General features: G+C 54.1%; 20 protein-coding genes. 7 read left to right on the top strand and 13 right to left on the bottom strand.

The window, feature by feature from the left end:
- Nucleotides 1–235: 235 nt before the first annotated feature.
- Nucleotides 236–433 (bottom strand): cold shock domain-containing protein, encoded by a 198-nt coding sequence (locus PGRAT_RS11325; RefSeq protein WP_019911834.1) that lies wholly within the window; start codon nucleotides 431–433, stop codon nucleotides 236–238.
- A 172-nt stretch (nucleotides 434–605) separates the two neighbouring features.
- Here PGRAT_RS11325 and PGRAT_RS11320 point away from each other — a divergent pair, with 172 nt between their 5' ends.
- From PGRAT_RS11320 to PGRAT_RS11295, 6 genes are all read left to right on the top strand, one after another.
- Entirely contained in the window at nucleotides 606–839 is a 234-nt protein-coding gene (locus PGRAT_RS11320) for a hypothetical protein (RefSeq protein ID WP_025705652.1), read from the top strand.
- A gap of 6 nt (nucleotides 840–845) precedes the next feature.
- On the top strand, nucleotides 846–1,016 hold the full coding sequence (locus PGRAT_RS33695; RefSeq protein WP_036704984.1) for a hypothetical protein: 171 nt from the start codon (nucleotides 846–848) through the stop codon (nucleotides 1,014–1,016).
- Nucleotides 1,017–1,290: 274 nt separating this feature from the next.
- Nucleotides 1,291–3,081, top strand: a complete 1,791-nt coding sequence (pepF, locus tag PGRAT_RS11310; protein WP_025705651.1) for an oligoendopeptidase F — start codon at nucleotides 1,291–1,293, stop codon at nucleotides 3,079–3,081.
- A gap of 86 nt (nucleotides 3,082–3,167) precedes the next feature.
- Nucleotides 3,168–3,488: a LapA family protein gene (locus tag PGRAT_RS11305; RefSeq protein ID WP_025705650.1), complete on the top strand. Its 321-nt coding sequence runs from the start codon at nucleotides 3,168–3,170 to the stop codon at nucleotides 3,486–3,488.
- A 58-nt stretch (nucleotides 3,489–3,546) separates the two neighbouring features.
- Nucleotides 3,547–4,590, top strand: a complete 1,044-nt coding sequence (locus PGRAT_RS11300; RefSeq protein WP_042266586.1) for a M42 family metallopeptidase — start codon at nucleotides 3,547–3,549, stop codon at nucleotides 4,588–4,590.
- A gap of 91 nt (nucleotides 4,591–4,681) precedes the next feature.
- Nucleotides 4,682–5,404, top strand: a complete 723-nt coding sequence (locus PGRAT_RS11295; RefSeq protein ID WP_244884062.1) for a hypothetical protein — start codon at nucleotides 4,682–4,684, stop codon at nucleotides 5,402–5,404.
- 84 nt (nucleotides 5,405–5,488) lie between these two features.
- Here the strand turns inward: PGRAT_RS11295 and PGRAT_RS11290 are convergent, their stop codons facing one another.
- The 11 genes from PGRAT_RS11290 to hemE form a co-directional block, all read right to left on the bottom strand.
- Nucleotides 5,489–5,980, bottom strand: coding sequence for a DL-endopeptidase inhibitor IseA family protein (locus tag PGRAT_RS11290; protein ID WP_025704857.1), 492 nt, complete (start codon nucleotides 5,978–5,980; stop codon nucleotides 5,489–5,491).
- 135 nt (nucleotides 5,981–6,115) lie between these two features.
- Nucleotides 6,116–6,601 (bottom strand): tetratricopeptide repeat protein, encoded by a 486-nt coding sequence (locus PGRAT_RS11285; protein WP_025704856.1) that lies wholly within the window; start codon nucleotides 6,599–6,601, stop codon nucleotides 6,116–6,118.
- Nucleotides 6,602–6,922: 321 nt separating this feature from the next.
- Entirely contained in the window at nucleotides 6,923–8,860 is a 1,938-nt protein-coding gene (locus PGRAT_RS11280) for an ABC-F family ATP-binding cassette domain-containing protein (protein ID WP_025704855.1), read from the bottom strand.
- A gap of 44 nt (nucleotides 8,861–8,904) precedes the next feature.
- Nucleotides 8,905–9,510: a TetR/AcrR family transcriptional regulator gene (locus tag PGRAT_RS11275; protein ID WP_025704854.1), complete on the bottom strand. Its 606-nt coding sequence runs from the start codon at nucleotides 9,508–9,510 to the stop codon at nucleotides 8,905–8,907.
- A gap of 73 nt (nucleotides 9,511–9,583) precedes the next feature.
- Nucleotides 9,584–10,405: a DUF92 domain-containing protein gene (locus tag PGRAT_RS11270; protein ID WP_156124061.1), complete on the bottom strand. Its 822-nt coding sequence runs from the start codon at nucleotides 10,403–10,405 to the stop codon at nucleotides 9,584–9,586.
- 3 nt (nucleotides 10,406–10,408) lie between these two features.
- Nucleotides 10,409–11,032 carry a fumarylacetoacetate hydrolase family protein gene (locus PGRAT_RS11265; RefSeq protein WP_025704783.1) on the bottom strand — a complete coding sequence of 208 codons (624 nt, stop codon included), beginning with the start codon at nucleotides 11,030–11,032 and terminating at the stop codon, nucleotides 10,409–10,411.
- Nucleotides 11,033–11,072: 40 nt separating this feature from the next.
- A complete protein-coding gene (locus PGRAT_RS11260) occupies nucleotides 11,073–11,804 on the bottom strand; it encodes a glycerophosphodiester phosphodiesterase (RefSeq protein ID WP_042266582.1) in 732 nt (243 codons plus the stop codon).
- 40 nt (nucleotides 11,805–11,844) lie between these two features.
- Nucleotides 11,845–13,242 carry a CapA family protein gene (locus tag PGRAT_RS11255; protein ID WP_025705980.1) on the bottom strand — a complete coding sequence of 466 codons (1,398 nt, stop codon included), beginning with the start codon at nucleotides 13,240–13,242 and terminating at the stop codon, nucleotides 11,845–11,847.
- Nucleotides 13,243–14,171: 929 nt separating this feature from the next.
- Entirely contained in the window at nucleotides 14,172–15,662 is a 1,491-nt protein-coding gene (hemG, locus tag PGRAT_RS11250) for a protoporphyrinogen oxidase (RefSeq protein ID WP_042266580.1), read from the bottom strand.
- Nucleotides 15,659–16,615 carry a ferrochelatase gene (gene hemH / locus PGRAT_RS11245; RefSeq protein ID WP_025705978.1) on the bottom strand — a complete coding sequence of 319 codons (957 nt, stop codon included), beginning with the start codon at nucleotides 16,613–16,615 and terminating at the stop codon, nucleotides 15,659–15,661. The genes hemG and hemH overlap by 4 nt, the downstream gene beginning before the upstream one ends.
- Before the next feature lie 45 nt (nucleotides 16,616–16,660).
- Nucleotides 16,661–17,728 (bottom strand): uroporphyrinogen decarboxylase, encoded by a 1,068-nt coding sequence (hemE, locus tag PGRAT_RS11240; protein WP_042266578.1) that lies wholly within the window; start codon nucleotides 17,726–17,728, stop codon nucleotides 16,661–16,663.
- 225 nt (nucleotides 17,729–17,953) lie between these two features.
- Here hemE and PGRAT_RS11235 point away from each other — a divergent pair, with 225 nt between their 5' ends.
- Nucleotides 17,954–19,171 (top strand): MFS transporter, encoded by a 1,218-nt coding sequence (locus tag PGRAT_RS11235; RefSeq protein WP_025706951.1) that lies wholly within the window; start codon nucleotides 17,954–17,956, stop codon nucleotides 19,169–19,171.
- Nucleotides 19,172–19,191: 20 nt separating this feature from the next.
- Here PGRAT_RS11235 and PGRAT_RS11230 read toward each other — a convergent pair whose 3' ends face one another.
- A complete protein-coding gene (locus PGRAT_RS11230) occupies nucleotides 19,192–19,821 on the bottom strand; it encodes an O-methyltransferase (RefSeq protein WP_025706950.1) in 630 nt (209 codons plus the stop codon).
- Nucleotides 19,822–19,842 lie beyond the last annotated feature (21 nt).

Below are 19,842 nucleotides of genomic sequence, written 5' to 3'. Positions count from 1 at the left end.
TATAGGCGATCGAATCAGGATAATTTTCACCTTTTTGAGTGAATTCGCTGATTTCGCGCCTACCAGAAAGGGGAATCATACTTTCATACTTTCATACTTTCATAATTTCCTATAAAACAAAAAAACACAGTTCCCGTAAGAACTGTGTGCTTTGAATTTCTGGTTACCACTCTTGCAAGTGCTGCCATTTCAAAAATATATGTTGTGACCGACAGACATGCTGTCCAGCCGTTTCTTATAATTTAACTACGTTAGCTGCTTGAGGACCGCGGTTACCATCAGTAATATCGAATTCTACCGCTTGGCCTTCATCCAAAGTCTTGAATCCGTCGCCTTGAATTGCTGAGAAGTGAACGAATACATCTTCGCCGCCTTCTACTTGAAGAAAACCATAGCCTTTTTCTGCGTTAAACCATTTTACTGTACCTTTCAAATGAACAACCTCCTAAAAATACCGCCATATATGGCGTATGCTTACATTATACCCCAACTCTGCCTGCAAAGCAATCCATCAATTCCCTTATCCTGTGATAATATTTGCTTTTCACTTCCCCCGTGCGTTATCATTGAGCCAAAAGTCAAAAATCGCCAGGGTGGTAATGAAAATGATCAAAAAACATGAAATATACAAAACAGACAAATGGAATATGATGACCGTAGAGGTTCAAGGGCGCTATATTGTCCTCCGGGAGATTTCCGACCAGTGGGGAGAAGAGACGCATACCTTTATGAGCCGTCCGGCCATGATGCAATGGGTCAACAACCGCTTCAACAAGGAATCGTACAAGGATAATGAAGAAGAATACAAGAACATTATGGCAGCCTTCAAGCAGGTCTAGCCGCAGATGGATAACGAGAATTTAGTCATCTATATTATTGTTGTTCTGTGCCTGGGAGCCGTTCTGGTCATGGGCAGGGAAAAGGTGCCGCCGCGCCTCAAACGCGGCATGGCCCTGACTGCGGTAGTTCTGATTGCCTTAGCTTTTGTCTTCATTATTTATAGTTTGGTGGCATAGCTCTTGCGGCTGGTTCTTAAGGATACGTATTCAAACCCTAACATTGGAGTTGGAATACGCGGGAGTTGGAATACGCGCCATAGGATAAATAATCAGGATTTGGCAGGGCATACTAAGCCAACCTTAAAGTGCTAAGGAGGCTTCTGTTATGTCCTTTACTGTCAAGTCCCTCCCGTTACTGCTTGCCTTAAGCCTGCTGCCGGGCGATTTGTCTTCATTCGCCGCACCGCAGAAGAATATGCCTACTACATCCCATCATCCGAGGAGGATTTCTATGGAACAATTATTGAAGAGAAGTGAAGTGCCCGCCGAGAACCGCTGGAAGCTTGAAGATATGTTCGCTTCACAGGAGCAATGGGATGCGGAATACAAGGAAGCCAAGGAGCTTATCCGCAGCGCCTCCGGATTCCAGGGCAAGCTGGACTCACCCGATGCACTCAAAAAGTGCTTCGAACTGGACGACAAGCTGTCCCTGCTGACCGAGCGCCTGTATGTCTACGCGCATATGCGCCAGGATGAAGATACAGCCGCTCCAACTTATCAGGCTCTCTCCCAAAAAGCAAAGAAGCTTGGAGTGGAAGCCGGAGAAGCTACTTCTTTTATCACACCGGAAATTTTGGCCTTGCCCGATGAGAAGCTGGACCAGTTCATAGCCGACCCTTCCCTCTCGGATTACACCTTCACCTTGAAAGAAATGAAGCGTGAGAAAGCGCATATCCTGTCCAAAGCGGAGGAAGCACTCCTTGCACAGGTCGGCACGCTGGCCCAGGCCCCGCAAACCGTGTTCAGCATGCTCAACAATGCCGACCTCAAGTTCCCGAAGATCAAGAACGAGGAAGGCAAGGAAGTAGATCTGACGCACGGAAGCTACATTCAATTCCTGGAAAGCCCTGACCGCGAGGTGCGCAAAAATGCGTTCAAAGCAGTCTATGAAACGTATGGCAAGCAAAAAAACACCATTGCAGCAACACTGAGCGCGAACGTTAACAAAAATGTCTTCTACTCGCGAGTGCGCAAGTATCCTTCTGTGCTGGAAATGTCCCTCTACGGAGACAATATCCCCAAAGAGGTCTACACCAACCTGATTGATACCATTCACGAAAGCCTGCCGCTGATGCACCGCTACATGAAGCTGCGCCAGAAACTGCTCGGCGTTGACGAGTTACATATGTATGACCTGTTCGCTCCGCTGGTGGACGAATACAAGATGGATATCACTTTTGATGAAGCCAAGAAAATTACTAAAGAAGGCCTGAAGCCTCTCGGTGAGGATTATCTGAGTGTGCTGCAGGAAGGCTACGACAAGGGCTGGATTGATGTCTACGAAAATGAGAACAAACGAACTGGTGCATACAGCTGGGGAGCCTACGGCACTCACCCTTTTGTGCTGCTGAACCATAACGATAACCTGAACAGCATGTTCACGCTGGCGCATGAAATGGGCCACGCCCTGCATTCCTACTATTCGGACAACGCGCTGAAATACAGGGATGCGCAGTACACCATTTTTCTTGCAGAAGTGGCATCTACGACCAACGAGGCGCTGCTGATGGATTATCTGCTGAAGAAATCCACAGATCCCAAAGAAAAAATGTATCTGCTCACTTATTATGCCGACCAGTTCCGCACTACTGTATTCCGGCAAACGATGTTTGCTGAATTCGAGAAGATCATTCACCAGCGCGCCGAAGAAGGCGAATCGCTGACGCCTCAGGACCTGTCGTCCATCTACTATGATCTGAATGTCAAGTACTACGGCAAGGATATGGTGATTGACAAGGAAATCGAGATGGAATGGGCACGGATTCCGCATTTCTACAACAGCTTCTATGTATACAAATATGCTACCGGCTTCTCGGCGGCTACCAGCTTCGCTAAGCAGATTCTGGAGGACGGCAAACCGGCGGTCGACAAGTACCTTGGCTTCCTGAAGAGCGGCGGCAGTGATTATTCGATCAACATTCTCTCCAAGGCAGGCGTCGACATGTCCTCTCCTGCTCCGATCCGCGAAGCGATGAGTGTTTTCGAAAGCGTGATTGAGCAGATGGAACAGTTGACCAAATAAGCCATAAAGCTTAGTATTACTGTAATCCCTTGCCCTTTGCGGGCAGGGGATTTATCTTGTCACCCATGCTCAAAGGAGGAAGTATCATGAGATTGCAATGGTCACTGATATTAGGTCTGATCTTCGCTCTGCTGACCGCTGTATTCGCAGTCATCAATGTTGATCCGGTTCAGGTTAATTTCTATTTTGATGTGGTCAGCATTCCGCTGATTCTGGTCATTCTGGGCTGTGCGCTGATCGGGGGGGTTATTGTCGGTTCCTATGGCATTTTCCGCCAATATAAGCTGCAGAAGCAGATCAAAGGCCTTACAGCAGAGCTGAACAAGCTCCGTGATGCGGGGAATTCCCTGGATGCGGTGTCTATGAATCAGGATAGCTTGTCTGCAGACAGCACATCCCAGCTCTAAGCCGGCCTGCACGAGAATCAAAGAGAAATAGAATGTAAATCACGGGAGGACAATAATCTTGCTTACCATTCAACCTAACGAGGCTTATATCTTATCGATTCTAAAAAAACTGCTGGACACCCCCAGCCCCAGCGGCTTCACGGCTCAGGTCATGAAGCTTGTGGCTGAGGAAGCGGCAGCGCTGGGCGTCCCCTTGAGCTGGAATGAAAAAGGCGGAGTGATTCTGGCCGTCCCCGGACTTGACCCCACACGCACCATCGGCATCAGTGCCCATGTGGACACACTTGGAGCCATGGTACGCTCCATTAAGCCAAACGGCACGCTGCGCCTGACCTCTGTCGGCGGCTTCACCATGAACAGCATCGAAAACGAATATTGCATCATCCATACCCGTACCGGATTAACCTACACCGGCACGATTCTGAGCAGCCATCCCTCGGTTCATGTCTATGCGGATGCGCGTGATTTCAAACGTTCAGAGGAAAACATGGAGATCCGCATCGACGAGGTGGTATCTACCAAAGACGACGTGCTGAAACTCGGCATTTCCGTCGGCGACTTCATCTCCTTCGATGCCCGGGCAGTGATTACGCCGAGCGGCTACATCAAATCGCGCCATCTGGACGACAAAGCCAGTGTGGCGGCTCTGCTGGGTCTGCTGGAGAGCATTAAGCGCGAAGGCTGGAAACCGCTGCACAATCTTTCCCTGCTCATCTCCAATTATGAAGAGGTCGGTCACGGGGCTGCCTGGATTCCCGGTGAGATCAGCGAGATGATCGCCGTCGATATGGGTGCCATGGGTGATGACCTCAGCTGCAAGGAGACCGATGTCTCCATCTGTGCCAAGGATTCTTCCGGACCGTATGACTATGCCATGACCGGCAGGCTGATTGAACTGGCGAACGGGCTGGCAATTCCGTTTGCGGTCGACATCTACCCGCAATACGGCTCCGATGCTTCCGCCGCGCTGCGGGGCGGGAACAATATCCGTGCCGCGCTGATCGGGCCGGGTGTGCATGCCTCCCACTCCATGGAGCGCACCCACAAGCAGGCTGTGCTGAACACGGCCAAGCTGCTCGCGGCTTATGTGGGCGCGAACTGAGAGCGTCCGTGCCGGTCTGCGCCGGGCATGGCAGCGCAAGCCGCAACTGGCCGCCGCCGTTCTCTTTGCGGCGGCCCTGACGGCGGCCATCGTGCTGTGGACGAGGCCGCAGCCGAGGGAGGCCTTCCATGGCCTCCCTCACGTTTACAGCTACCTGCAGGCGGACAGCTCCGGCCAGGTGAAGCTGCATATGATGTCAGCTCTGCCTGCTGACATCATACTGCGCAGCGCAGGTTCGCCGCTGCGCCCGATTGCCGCCTTCGGGATTAACGGCGGCTTCTTTTACGGCAGCGACCTGCTGTCGGTAGCGGTCGTGAATGACCGCCCGGTGAACGGAGTTCAAGGGGCGTACGGCTCGGGGTGGTTCAACGCCAAATATCCGCGTGGAACACTGGTCTGGGACGGGGCCAGCGGAATGCTGTCGGTGCAGGTCGTCTCCTCAGGAGATGACCTGGACGTCACGGACCGCGGGCATTACTGGGCGCAGGGCGGCATCAGCATGAACCTGCAGCGTGAAGGGCTGTGGCGGGCGGCAGCCGCCGCAGAGCATCTTCCCTATGCTGACGAGCAGCGGATGCGCTCGGGGCTGGTGTACAATGCGGACGGGAAGCTGTGGCTGATCGTCACGCCAACGCGCTGTACGGCAGAGGCATTCCGTACAGCCATTCTGGAAACCGTCCCCGGCGGTGGACGGGAAGGGATCTTCCTCGACGGCGACGGCTCCTCGCAGATGAACGCCGAAGAGGCCTTGCTGACCGGCGACTCGCGCCCGGTCGTGCAGATGATTGCCCTGGCAGGAGCGGAGCAGCCCTAGAATAAGTATGGATAAAGGGTACAGATTCAGTGATCCCCGCTGAATCTGTACCCTTTTCAAATCATGCGGAGTCTGCGGCAAAAATCACCTGACGCTCAGCGGGCATGTCTGATACCTGGGGTCCGTATTTTTTTTGTCCCTGTTTAGAATCCGGAGTGCCGCTCCCGATTTCGCAATAAGATAGCGGACATTCACCGTTTCAATTGCCTCTATCGGATCCGCAGACAGGACGGCGGTCAATCTGATACGCGTAGCGCTCCGCTCCGTGACTCTGATCCGCAGGGGAATGAAGGAAACGAGGCCGGTATCGCCTACAATAACGTACAGCCTGTTGTTCCGCGAAACAGTCTGGAGATTGCAGAACATCCGGTTGCTCATTGCAATTCCCCAGTATTGCCGGAAATAAGCGATGACCTTGGCCCTTGTGCTGAATCTCAGCGGCAGCCGCTTATACTCCACCCCGCCCACAGTAATCACCCTATTTATATCCGCGGAATCATACACATTGAACCAGGCCGCCTCCGCAGTGGCGATGAAGGCTTTTAATTCACTGTCAGTCTGGGCTGCTCTCACCATAATATCTCCTCCTTGCAATATAGTATTGCAAGCTGAGGGAAATGCTTGTGTACTGGTCCACGGGGAAAAGACCATAGTTTTCCTGCAGACAGAGCATTCGAATGGGCACCTGTATGCGGAAAAAATATAATTGATTTATTCCCACACCTGCTCCAGCTTATCCGAATAGTACAGGATAGCTTTACGGTAGCTCCCGATCCCTTCGTCGGAGGAGGTCTCCGCGAGCAGGGTCAGCAGCAGCTTCATAGCTTCCCTATGCTCGCCCAGGTTGTGCAGGGTCATGGCCAGAAAAGCCTGAAATTCCTTCTGCTGCGGGAATTCCCGCACGCCCTGCTCAAGCACTTCCTTGGAACGGGCATATTCGCCCAGTGTTCTGTAAGTGCTGCCAAGTCCCAGGAGTGCGCCCATCCGCTGTTCAGAAGGCAGGCCAAGCAACAGGCTCCGCTCGTAGTAGGGAACCGCCTCCCGTTCCTGGCCCAGCACATCATGGGTCCAGGCCAGCTGATAGTGCAGTTCGGCATTCTCTTTATCCCCGCTCAGCAGGGCTAGGAGCAATTCCCTTGCCTCTTCAGCCTTCCCGGCGCTGCGAAGGGCCGCCGCAGTTGCAAGCAAATCTGTCATACTCATCTGCCTCCTCATTGTGATTTATAGCTGTACGCTCCAGTGTAAAAGGTTCGGCTGTCCTTGGAAAGCAGCCTATGCTTCCGAAGCAGTGATACAGAGTATCGCTTAGAGTATTGCTTTCAGGTACTGTTTCAAAGGAAAATTTATAGCGTGAAGGCTATAAATAATGTGTACAAGAAAACACAGCACTCAGGGCAGGACCTCTGAATGCTGTGTTCATGTCACAAGCTGTGAGCCATCCAGCTTAAGAGCAGGATAACCTCTCTGGTATGACGCGGAGAACGCCGCTGGATAACCGCAGTTATAAATGCAAGCGTACTATGCTTTTCCGGCGATCTTTTCCGCAAGCTCGTTCAGATATGTCCAGCGTTCCATTAGACGCTCCAGCTCGGCTTCACCCTGCCGCTGCTTCTCTACCAGCTCCTGAAGCTTCCCGGAGTCCGCAAAGGCAGCTTCCATCTGCGAGCTAATGTCGGACAGATGCTGCTCTGCCTGCTCAATCGCCTCGTCGATTCCCTCATATTCACGCTGCTCCTTGAAGGTGAACTTCAGCTTCTCTCTTGCCGCAGGTGCAGCTGGCGGTGCCTGATCCTGTACCGGTGCGGAGCTGTTTTTTCCCGTTCCCGCTTCTTTGGAGGTGTCGACACCGCGTGCCGGAACGTTATTTGCCATCCATTCCTCATATTCACTATAGTTTCCGACATGCAGCCTTATGCTGCCATTCTCGAAGGCAATCAGCTTATCCACCGTGCGGTCCAGGAAAAACCGGTCATGGGACACCGTGAACACCACGCCGGGGAACTCGTCCAGATAATCTTCCAGTACGGCAAGGGTCCCGATGTCCAGGTCGTTGGTCGGCTCGTCCAGCAGCAGCACATTGGGTGCGCCCATCAAGACGCGGAGCAGGTAAAGACGCCGCTTTTCTCCGCCGGAGAGCTTAGCGATCGGAGTCCATTGCATGGCCGGCGGGAACAAAAAACGCTCCAGCATCTGTCCGGCTGTAATGACGCTGCCGTCCGCCGTACGGATAACTTCCGCTTCCTCCTTCACGTACTCTATAACCCGCATAGTGTCGTCCATATCCTGATGCTCCTGGGTGAAATAACCCAGCTTGACGGTAGCCCCCAGCTCCACCTCTCCGCTGTCCGGTTGAAGCTTCCCGGCAATCAGATTCAGCAGGGTCGATTTGCCACTGCCGTTCGGGCCCACGATCCCTACCCGGTCCTGCGGCACCGCGATGTAGGTCAGATCCTTAATCAGCTTGCGTCCATCGAGCGATTTGGCCAGATCCTTCATCTCGATGATTTTGCGGCCCAATCTTGTCGAAGCGACAGAAATATCCAGTGCGCCCGCCGATGCCGAGCCCTGGTTTTCCTTCAGCTTCTCGAAGCGGTCGATTCTGGCCTTCTGCTTGGTGGAGCGGGCCTTGGCGCCACGGCGAATCCAGGCCAGCTCGGTGCGCAGCAGATTTTTGCGTTTCTGCTCCTCCGATGCTTCACGCTCCTCACGCTCCGCCTTCAGCTCCAGGAACCGCGAGTAGTTTGCTTCATAACGGTACAACTGTCCGCCATCCAGCTCCAGCATGACACTGGCCACACGTTCCAGAAAGTAACGGTCATGGGTGACCATCAGCAGCGCGCCGCGCCGCTTCTGCAAATATTGCTCCAGCCAGGCCACAGAGTCCGTATCGATATGGTTGGTAGGCTCATCCAGGATCAGCAGCTCTGAAGGTGTAATCAGCGCCGCCGCCAGAGCCACACGCTTGCGCTGTCCGCCGGACAGCGATTCCATACGTGCATCAAACTGCGTGATGCCAAGCTTCGTCAGGACGGTTTTGGCTTCACTTTCCAGCTGCCACGTCCCAGCTGCATCAATGGCTTGTCCAATCTGCACCAGCCGGCGCTCAAGGGCGGAGTCGCCCGGATTGGTCTCCAGAAGAGCCAGCGTCTCCATGTACTCCCGCATGGCAGCAAGCTCAGGCTCATCACCGGCAAAAACCTGCTGCAGCACAGTATTATCCGGCACATACGGCGGATTTTGCGCCAGGTATTGTACCCGTACCGCATTTCCAATGGAAATTTGTCCGTCATCCGGTGTATCCAGACCGGCAATAATCTTCAAAAAGGTTGATTTCCCCGTACCATTCACACCGATAACGCCAATTTTGTCCCTGTCATCCATTCCAAACGACGCATCCCGGAACAGTGTTTTTTCCCCATAGCTCTTGGAAAGATGTTCCACGGTCATAATATTCATGCTCTGTCCTCGCTTGCCTTATATTTGTAACCGGTCTGTGTTCTTTATTGCTCTGCCGGCAAATCTCCAAGTGATGCATTCATGTTGCCGACAGCCCCTCCGATAAAAAGGCTGGCGGCAAACTTCGCCCGTTTGTGCGCTTCCTCCTCCGTGAAGAAGGGATCAAAAAGAATATCCATTTTCAGCCGGTCCAGCATGCCAATGTACGACTGGGCCATCAGCTCGGGCTCGGTCGCCCCGCCTTCCAGCAGCACCTTCACCACAGCCTGCATGTACTCTTCCATGAAAAGCGCCATGTAGGCTACCAGCTCAGGGTTGTTGTTCGGCGCACGAAAAAAAAGCTTGGTATGCTGCTTGCGCTCATAATAATAGAACAGATGATGCCCGGCAATAACGGACAGCTTCCCGGTCAGGCTGCTGCATGCCTGGAGCTTGGCTTCCAGCTGCTGGAGGAATCCTTCACAGTCCCGCCGGGTGACGGCCATGAACAAATCCTCTTTATTTTTGAAATACAAATACACCGTGCCCTTGGCAATGCCTGCACGTTCCGCTACTTCCGAAATCTTCGTTTCGTAAAAGCCGCCTGAACCGAAGAGCTCGTAAGCGGCATCCAGGATGGCTGTATGTTTATGAATGGATGCGCTGCCCACCGGTTCACCTCCTTCAATATTGCGAGTATAAGGTTACTTTTGTATGTGAAGGCCCAACATCGGCCTCCCTGCATTACAACCCGCCAATCAGCAAGGCGGCGAGCCCGCCCAGAATAGAGCTGGCGGCATTCACAGCATCGTTGTTCATCCAGCGCCAGCCCCGGGCATACACCGTCGGCTGGCCGCAATGCCGCGAGGCTTCCACCTCGCGGCCGCACACGGTGCAGCGGTTCATGCGCTGCACCGTCGCCCCCAGAACCGAGTCGGCGAAAGCGCCGACGAGGCCCCCGAGGAGTCCTGCCAGCGTAAGCAGCAGGACGGAATGCTCCGGCATGCCGGAGGCTGCCCGCAGCAGCCAGGAGGCAAGGCCGATCAGGGCGCCGCCTGCAGCGGCGGCCAGGGTGCCCGGCAGCGAGACGCCGCCGGAGGTGCCGGGCGGGAGCATCCGTCCCGTCAGCACGGAGCGGGGCGGCTTCTTGGCGAGGGTGCCAATCTCCGTCGCCCAGGTGTCCGAGGTCACGGTGGCCATGACGCCGATGAACAGAAATCCCCATAGCTCCAAGGGATAAATGGCATTCAGGAGCACCAGCAGCATGCCAAGCCCGCCATTGGCGAACACCTGGCCGGCATCCCTGCGTCCTGTTTTGTCATAGGTAGCTTCCAGCTCCGCTTTATTCTCATGATGAAGCTTCGAGAGCAGGCTGGAGGAGATGAAGAACAGCAGCAAAATGCCAAACCAGAAGGCATTTCCTGCTCCGAAATAGAGGGTTCCCATCACAACCGCCGCCAGCATCCCGGAAAAGCTGAGGGACTGTTTATAATAAGCTGCTCCTGCTACCAGCAAGGCCCCGCCGAAGCCGGTCACCCATTGCAGCACATCAAGTCCTGTCGGCATAAGTTAACCGATCAGACAGGTGCCCAGCAGAGTCCCGCCCCAGAACAGCTCGAACGAATCCCCTGAAGCCACCGGACCTACACCTGCCGGAGTACCGGTAAAGATAAGATCATCCTTGCCCAGCCCATAACGGGCGGCAATGAACTCCACAATTTTTTGCAGCGAAAAAATCATGTTCTTGACGTTTCCGCGCTGCACTTCCACACCATTCTTGCGTACAGTGTAATCAGTCGCTTCCAGTTCTTCCGTCTCCGGAAACGCAATGTATGGAGTCAGCGGGGCAGCGTTCTTGAAGCCTTTGGCGGGCGTCCAGGGCAGCCCTTTCTTCTGAAGATCATTGTGCACATCGCGCAGGGTAAAATCCAGCCCAAGGGCCATTACATCCACCAGCTCCTGCACACTCATGCCAGGCACATAATCCCGGGCAACTCTCAGGACAATCTCACCTTCATAGTGGATCAGCCCGGCATCCTTGGGAAGCTGAATGATCGCCTTGTCGAGGGGGACCGCCGCATGGGAAGGCTTCAGAAAGATCAGAGGCTCCACCGGCACCTTGTTGCCCAGTTCCTCTGCATGTTGCTTATAATTGCGTCCAACACAGTAGATATTGTTAACATCAGCGCACATATATTCTTCAGCTCTCTTTCCCGTCAATTTCATCCTTTAGCTAGACTTCCAGAAACGTATCACCCCAGATGTCGGGGCGGTTCGTACAGATCATGATCTCCGAATGCATCCCGGCCAGACGGCGCATTTCCTTTGCCTTGTTCACCGTCCAGGCCATCACCCGTATCCCCCGCTCGGCAAGAAGCTCCGCCAGACGGGGATTCAGCCGGTCAAAGCTGATGGACAGAAATGAGCAGTCCAGCTCCTTCAACTTCCGCGCGGGGTCACCGGATCTGGAGTCATAGATCAATCCTGTCCGAAAGCGGGGGTCCAGCCCCTTGATCCGCTGCAGCGCGCTGGCATCGAACGAGGTCAGAACCACTTCGTCGCGCATGCCATGTGCATTCACGAGATCAATGACTGCCTGCTCCAGCCCCGGATACATATCACCGCTGGTCTTGAGCTCAATGTTCAGCCGCAGTCTGCCGGAGGCCAGTTCCAGCACCTCCTTCAGCGACGGAACGCGTTCTCCCCGAAAAGCACGCCCTTTCCAGCTCCCCGCATCCAATCGCCGGACATGCTCGTAGTCCATATTTTTGACCTTGCCATGCCCGTTGGTTGTGCGGTCCAGCGAAAAATCATGAATCACTACCGGCACGCCGTCCTTTGTGAGCTGAACATCAATTTCCATCCAGCGCACAAACGGCAGCGCTATCGCCATCCGTACGGCAGCAAGCGTGTTCTCCGGAGCTTTTCCGGAGAAGCCGCGATGGGCCACACACATATTTTTCATCGTAAGCACCTCCGGCGGAAGTATGGTCTATATCTGCACTTTACTTGACAGCCTGAGCTACACTTCCGTCACTGCCGATCTTCACCAGACCGTAGGACAGGGACTCTACTCTGTGCAGCAGCAGCTGGCCGTCCACCTCATTCATGGGCACCGGCTGAGCCAGCTCCGCATTCATCGGCTTAAGATTCAGGGAACACTGTCCCTCTATGCTGCATTCCGCTTGAAACACAGCGGTATCCCAGGTGGCCCGGGTTTGGGAACGGGTAAAAATAAAGTTGCCGGTGCTGTAAGCAATCCATTTGCCCTTGTAAGGCTCAATCCCTTGCAGCACATGCGGGTGCCCGCCTATGACCAGATCCGCGCCAGCATCAATAAAGCTGTGCCCAAGAGACTGCTGGACGGAATCATATTGTTCCATCCGCTCTTTGCCCCAGTGTACGGCCACAATGACCAGGTCGGCCTTCTTTTTGGCATTGGCGATAGCCTTCAGCGCCTCCGCACTGTCATACACCGAAGCCACCCCCGGTTTGCCGGCCTCCGCCTTCCACTCCATCACAGGCATCACACGCGTGAATCCAAGCAGGGCGATGCGGATGCCGTTACGCTCAAAATACTTGGCGCTGTACGCCTCTGCTGCATCTGCTCCGCCCCCCACATAGGGAATACCGCGCTTGTTCAAATGCTCCAGCGTGTCCAGCAGGCCTTCCTCTCCCTGATCCAGGGTATGGTTGTTGGCCAGATTGACGGCATCTACACCGGCGGCCTTCAAGGAGTCGAGTGCCTTTGGCTCTCCTTTGAATACAAACTGCTTGTTTGCGGCACCTACCCCTCCGGTGGTAATGGGGGTCTCCAGGTTAAGTATGGTCAGGTCATCCTTCTTGAACATGCCATCCAGAGCGGCGTAGGAGTAGTCATAGCCTTTTTGCATCAGGAGCTGTCCTGCCTTGCCTGAAAAAATGACATCTCCGGCAAAATTCAGCTTCACGGTTGTCCCGGCATTCTCCGGCAGGCCGGAGATTAGGCCGCTGTCAGTATTCTGCGCGGTTCCGGTATCTCCCCGATCGTCTGTTTCTTCCGGTGCGGCGCTTTCTTCAGGTGCGGGTGAGGGAGTTGGTTCCATAGAAACCGGTGATATCTCCGCAGTCGGTTCAGATGAAGGCTCCTTATCGGGTGTGGCTTCCGGCGCTGGCGATGGCGTTGGCGTTGATGCTGGCGGAACGGACGCAGCAGCCTCGCCTTGATCCGGTGAAGGCGAGTTCACCGCTTCTGCGGCAGGCGGCGGCTGATTGCCGCCCCCATCCGCTCTCATAAACGAATAGGTTAGCAGTGCAGTAATCAATAAAAGCAGGCTTACGTTAATCCATGCCCAAACCGTTCTGCGCCGGCGCTTTCTGCTTTGTTTGTTATTTTTTCTGGTACGTGAACGCGGCGGATACATAGCTGCAAGCAATCTCCTTTGCCCTAAAATTGTTTCTATTATAGCATAAGTCACTCCCGCTCCTCCAAAAAGAGAGACAGGTAAAAGAACCGCTAACGAGTCATAACACCGGCTTCGCCGTCCTTCACTAATTAAGGCAGCCGTTGTTTTGGAGTTCAGTATAGCGTTGCCTCGAGAACCCTGCATGATTCGTTCGGCAATTCCAAGTGGAAAAAGGATCACTAATTTGCCCGAACATCCTGTTTTCCGCAGGTGAAGTGGAAAAAGGTTACCTAATTCGGTACATTCCGCCTCTGACGAAGTAATATTGCCCAATTAAGCTCCTTTTTTCCACTTTGATTTACCAAATGTTGATTTTTAGGGAGAATTAAGTTCCCTTTTTCCAACTGTAGCTTGCTCACCTGCTTTATCGCAAGCGCTAAATAGTTTGGACTTAAAAAAGTAGGAATGGAAGCAAGCAGACTCATCCAGAGGCGGAAGCCGGTGCGAGTCTGATACGAGTCCGATACGTATGGTACCGAGTCCGATGCAATTCTCTTTCTATATAGAGTGAACTTAAGAATCTAACCTACTGTAGTCGTAAAATCCTTGGCCCTCAAGGGTTTCGCCAATCAGCTCACCTTCATTCTTAAGTTCCGCTTAGATGATTAGGCCAGAACTCGCCTTCTCTTGCATTGTCTGCAGAAGAATAACCCATAAATCAGTCGAAAAGCTAATTGATTGCACTCTGTACATTAGAATCCCTTGAAAAATCTGTTTGGGAAAAAGGCGGGCGAATCCGACTGATCTCCACCTCTTTGAGTGAATCCGCCGAATTCACGCCAGCTTGCCCCAATTTTATAACACGCCTTATTCACAAGAAAAGGGATCATCATTTCCAAAAAAATAAAAAACGGTGAAGCGGCTCCTTCCGCGCTTCACCTTTCCGGTTATTTCAACACCGCTGGCGGTTCGGGCTGCTGCACAACCCTCCCTGCGGCGCTCTCTGCTGTCTGCTTGGCCTGCTTGATGCAGTCCGGCATGCCAATCCCGTCATAGCCGGCGCCAAAGGCGTACACTCCGGGCAGCTTCTGGGCGAGCTCGCTGCGCAGCGCCGCTATCCTGGCCGGATGCCCCACCGGATATTGCGGCATGGAGTGCCTCAGCCGGGTGATTTCCGTGAACATCGGCTTGGCCGTGATGCCCATAATCTCCTTGAGATCCTTAAGCACCAGTTCTGTCAGTGCTGCGTCCGGCAGCTCTACGTTCTGTTCGTCGCCCGAACGGCCGACATAGCAGCGCAGCAGCACGCGGTCGTCGGGACTGGTATGCAGCCATTTGGTCGAGGTCCAGGTGCAGGCGGTAATATTGCGCCCTTCCTTGCGCGGGACCAGGAAGCCGGACCCGTCATACTCGGTGTGAATGTCCTGCTTCGCAAATGCCATGACTACATTCGCCACCGATACATAGTTGACGCTGTCCAGTGCCGACACATCCACATGGGGCCGGAGCAGGCCTGCCGCGGCAAAGTTCTGCACCGTAACATAAACATCATCTGCCTGCACTAGTTCTCCATTGTCCAGCTCGATTTCATAACGGGGTGAAGACCCCGTTCCCGCAGCCTGTGAAGACGATCCGGCAGCCTCCTTCTCATCGCGCACATGAATGGCAGCGACTCCCGTTCCCGTCCGCTGCTCGACATCATGCAATTCATGAATTAAGGCATGGACCAGGCTGTGCAAGCCTTTGCGGAAGGTCAGAAAAGCGCTTTTTTTGGTGCCGGTATGCGTTTCAGCCGGTTTCCTTCCCATCATCATCCCGCGAATGAGACTTCCGTACTCCCGTTCTACATCTCCAAACTGCGGAAAGGTCGCCTGAAGGCTGATTTTGCGCATGTCCCCGGCATAAATCCCGGCTAAAAGCGGCTCCGTCATATTCTCCAGCACTTCCGTCCCTAGACGCCGTTCAATCAGCGCACCCAGTGATTCATCCTCTGTACTGCGCCGGGGCGGAATGATGAAATCCATCATCGCCCGCATTTTGCCGCCAAAAGTAACAAGGCCGCTCTTCAGAAACGGCTTCAGCTCAGTGGGAATGCCCAGCACAAGGCCTGCCGGCATGGGATGCAGCTTGCCGCGCTGCAGTATGTACGTTTTTTTGGCATTCGGATTGGTGGTTACCAGCTCATGATCGATTTCCAGCTCCTTCGCCAGCTCGCTCATCACGGTCTTGCGGGCCAGAAAGGAGTCCGGTCCCTTCTCAATGACAAAACCCTCGCGGTGCAGTGTTTCGATCTTGCCGCCAAGGCTTTTGTCCTTCTCCACGAGAATGATATCCGGCTGAATTCCGGCTTCACGGTAATATTTGCGGACATAAAAAGCGGCGCTGAGGCCGCTGAGGCCTCCGCCGACAATGACTACTTTTCGTGCTGAGCCGGTCATAACTGGCTCACCTTGAGCTGTCCAGCCGCCGTTTGCACCACATCGCTGAGCACAGACATATATGCCGGATCACTGTTAAGCGAATCAATCCGCATCAGCCGCATATCCAGTTCAGAGGCCAGCGCCTGTGCTTCAATATCCAGGTCGTACAGCACCTCCAAATGGTCGGATACAAAGCCGACCGGAGCTGCCAGCACATATTTCACCTGCGCCTCGCTAAGCTCGTGCATGGTCTCCAGAATATCCGGTCCCAGCCATGGCTCGGCTGTGCGGCCGGCGCTCTGCCAGGTGAACTGCCAGTTGGTGACTCCCGCCTGCTTGGCGACAGCTTCAGAGGTGGCCAGCAGCTGGTCACGGTACGGGTCACCCATGGACAAGATACGCTCCGGCAGACTATGCGCGCTGAATAATACCCGGACATCCTCACGCACCGCACCGGTTTCCTCGAACAGATCCAGCTTGGCCGATACTCTGCGGCTCAAGACATCAATCAGCTCCGGATGGAGGTGATAGCTCTCCACGAAGGCCATTTCGATTCCGCTGGCTTCCGCCTTTTCCTTGGCGCGTTTGATATAGGTGCCGACACTCATTACCGAATAATGCGGGGCAAGCACAATCCCCACACCATGGGTAATGCCGTCCTTCGCCATCGCTTCCACACCATCTTCGATAAAAGGACGGGCGTGCTTAAGCCCCTGATAGCAGACAAATTCCACTCCTTCTCCGGCATGACCGTTGTTCAGCGCGGCCTGCAGCGCCTCAACCTGCCGGTTCGTATTCTCCCGCAGCGGAAACACTCCGCCAACGATGGCTTCATAACGGTCCTTCAGCTCCTTCAGCTGCTCTGGAGAAGGCGCATGGCCCCGGCGGATATGCGTATAATACGCCTCCACCCCTTCCAGACTTTCAGGCGTGCCGTACGACATAACGAGTACACCAATTTTAGTGGTCACAGATTCCATCCCTTTCTGCGGATAATGAACATCTTACAGATCTATTTATAATGATAGACGCGGTTTCACGGTTTGCTTCAGAGCCTCACGGGAATAGTCATGGATATATTCCGTCAGTTCCTTTAGCGTGTCCAGAGAAGCCTCGGGAAATAATCCGTGCCCCAAATTAAAAATGTAGCCTGGCTCGCGGATGCCTTCATCAATCAGACCTTTGGCCCGCTCCTTGAGCAGATCCAGCGGAGCCGTCAGCAGATAAGGGTCCAGATTGCCCTGGACCGCAAAACGGCCACCGGTGCGGCGTCTGCCTTCAGCAAGACTTACGCGCCAGTCCAGACCGATGACATCCGCCTGGAGATTCTTCAGGCTTGGCAGCAGCTCTCCTGAGCTGACGCCCGGAAAATAGATCTTCGGCACATTAAGATCGGCAAGTCCGGCAAAAATACGGGAGATGGTCGGCAGTACGTATAACTCAAAATCACGCGGAGCAAGCGCACCAACCCAGCTGTCAAACAGCTGGAACGCTTTGCCTCCGCTGGCGGCATGGGCGCGCAAATAGGCGATGACCATGTCGCCCAGCTTATCCATAAGCATGAACCATACCTGCGGCTGGCTGTACATCATTTCCTTGGTGCGGTGGTAGCTCTTGGAAGGTCTGCCTTCGATCAGATAGCTGGCAATGGTAAAAGGCGCTCCGGCAAAGGTGATCAGAGGCACATCAAGCTCTTTGTCCAGAATAGCTATAGTCTTCAGGATATGGCTGAGATCGCCTTCCACATCGATTGGCTTCAGGCGCTCCACATCCGCAGCACTGCGGATCGGATTGTCGATAACGGGACCGATGTTCTTCACAATGTCGAATTTCACGCCAAGGGAAGCAACTGGATTCATGATATCGGAATACAGAATGGCCGCATCCACACCCAGCTTACGGACAGGCATCATTGTAACCTCTGCCGCAAGCTCCGGCTGTTCGCAGATCTCCAGGAGCGAGTAGTTTTCCTTGATTTTACGGTATTCGGGATCATACCGGCCGGCCTGCCGCATGTACCATACGGGAATGTGGTCCGTGTCTTGCTTCCTGCAGGCGCGGATAAAAGTGTCATTGTAGGTCATGATAAGATCTCCATTAGTTTTGATAGAATGTGTGTATACGCTTATCCTTTATTATGCTCTTTTTGAAAGTTCGGAACAACCGCTGAACCCGTGAGGGAATGACAATCCCATGACATTACTATGACAAGTGTTGCATCGGTCCTCTCCAAATCTATGATATACTGATAGAATGTCTTTTTTCGTGAACTCTTGACCTTGAATTCCTTGAAAGGAAGTGAAAGCACTTTGAAGAATTGGGAGACATGGAAAGTCAACCTCATTGTGCTTTGGTTCGGCCAATTCCTGGTTAACGCCGGAATGACCATGATCACCCCGTTCCTGACCTTGTATCTGGCGAAAGACCTGGGGGTACGAGGCGATGCGCTCGGGTTATGGGCCGGACTTATTTTTGCCGCGAACTTCATGACCTCATTCCTGTTCCAGCCGCTGTGGGGCAAGCTTGCCGACAAATACGGACGCAAAATCATGCTGCTGCGCTCCAGCTTCGGCATGGCCCTGGTCATTGTGCTGATGGGCTTCGCACAAACGCCCTTGCAGCTGCTGCTGCTCCGCCTGCTCAACGGGACCATTTCCGGTTTCAATCCGGCGTCTATCGCACTGGTCTCCGGCAACACGCCAAAAGCCCGCATGGGCTTTGCCATGGGGCTAATGCAGTCCGGCTCGGTCGCCGGAACCATTCTTGGCCCGCTGATCGGCGGGGCTATGGCGGACTGGATCGGGTACCGCCCGATCTTTTATATCGTTGGTGTTCTGCTGTTCGCCGCCTCACTGCTCGCCTTATTTCTCGTCAAAGAGAAATTCGACCGGGCCGAAGCTGCACAGGTGCCGCAGATTTCCGTACTTGAGGGCTTCAAGGAGCTGGCCAAGGTGCCGCAGCTGCCTGCGCTGTTCGGCGTAACCTTCCTCCTGCAGTTTGCGATGATCGCCCCGATGACACTGCTTCCGCTCTATGTAGAGAAGCTGCATGGCACTGCCGTGAACATTGCCTTTTGGGCAGGGGTCGTCAGCGCCGTAACCGGCGTATCCAACATGCTGGCTTCACCTGTGCTCGGCAAGCTGAGCGACAAGGTTGGGGCACACCGGATTCTCACCTATGCTCTGATCGGTGCTGCTGTGTTCATCATTCCGCAGGCTTTTGTGACAAGTGTCTGGCAGCTGATTATTGTCCGCTTTCTGATGGGTGTCTTCATGGGCGGCCTGCTGCCAAGCGTCAACGCCCTCATCCGCTCGTATACGCCTGACGGCAAGGAGAGCCGGGCGTTTGGCTTCAACAGCAGCATGCTGGCTCTCGGGAACATGCTGGGAGCAGTGATCGGGGGCTTTTTATCCGGCTTTATCGGTATTGAAGGATTGTTCCTTATCTCTGGCGGTTTCCTGCTGGTCAATACGGTGTGGGTGCGGCTCAAGCTGTACAAAGGGGCCGCCCCACGATTATTCAGATAACGGAATCAGCGGCGCGCAGCTTACTTTACAATCGCCAGCGCCAGTCCGTCGTACGCGGGAAGCAGTGTGCTGGCCAGCCGTTCATCACCCGCAATCATCTCATTGAAGCGCCGCATCGCCTGAACAGCCGGTCCGTTCTTCTCTGCATTCAATGTGCGTCCGCGCAGAAAGATATTATCTCCGGCGATCACAGCACCCGGCACCGCCAGCTTAATGGCATACTCCAGATAGTTCGGATAGTTTTCCTTATCGGCATCAATAAAAAAGAAATCGAAGGTCCGGCCCTCCGCTTCCAGCAGCTTCAGGCTGTCCAGCGCGGGGCCGAGCTTGTATTCCACGGCTTCACTGAATCCCGCTTCTTCCAGGTGTCGTCCGGCAAGCTCCGCGTATTCAGCCTTCAATTCAAGCGAAGTCAGCCGGCCCCCATGCCGGAGCCCGCGGCAGAGGCAGATGCCGCTGTAGCCTCCAAGTGCGCCAATCTCCAAAACCCGCGTGGAACGGGACGCCGCCACCAGCATCGTCAACAGCCGCCCATATCCGGGCGCAATGGACACCTCGGGCATTCCGCTATCTGTAATGGCCTGCTTCACCTTGAGCAGCAGCGCGTCCTCTGTATATAATTGTTCACTGTATTCTTCCTGATTGGGCATATGTATTCTCCTTTGTGGTTA

It is taken from the genome of Paenibacillus graminis (assembly GCF_000758705.1).
GTDB lineage: Bacteria > Bacillota > Bacilli > Paenibacillales > Paenibacillaceae > Paenibacillus_AQ > Paenibacillus_AQ graminis.
Note: the sequence above shows the minus strand (reverse complement) of the source record. Positions and strands in the feature narration are given on the sequence as shown.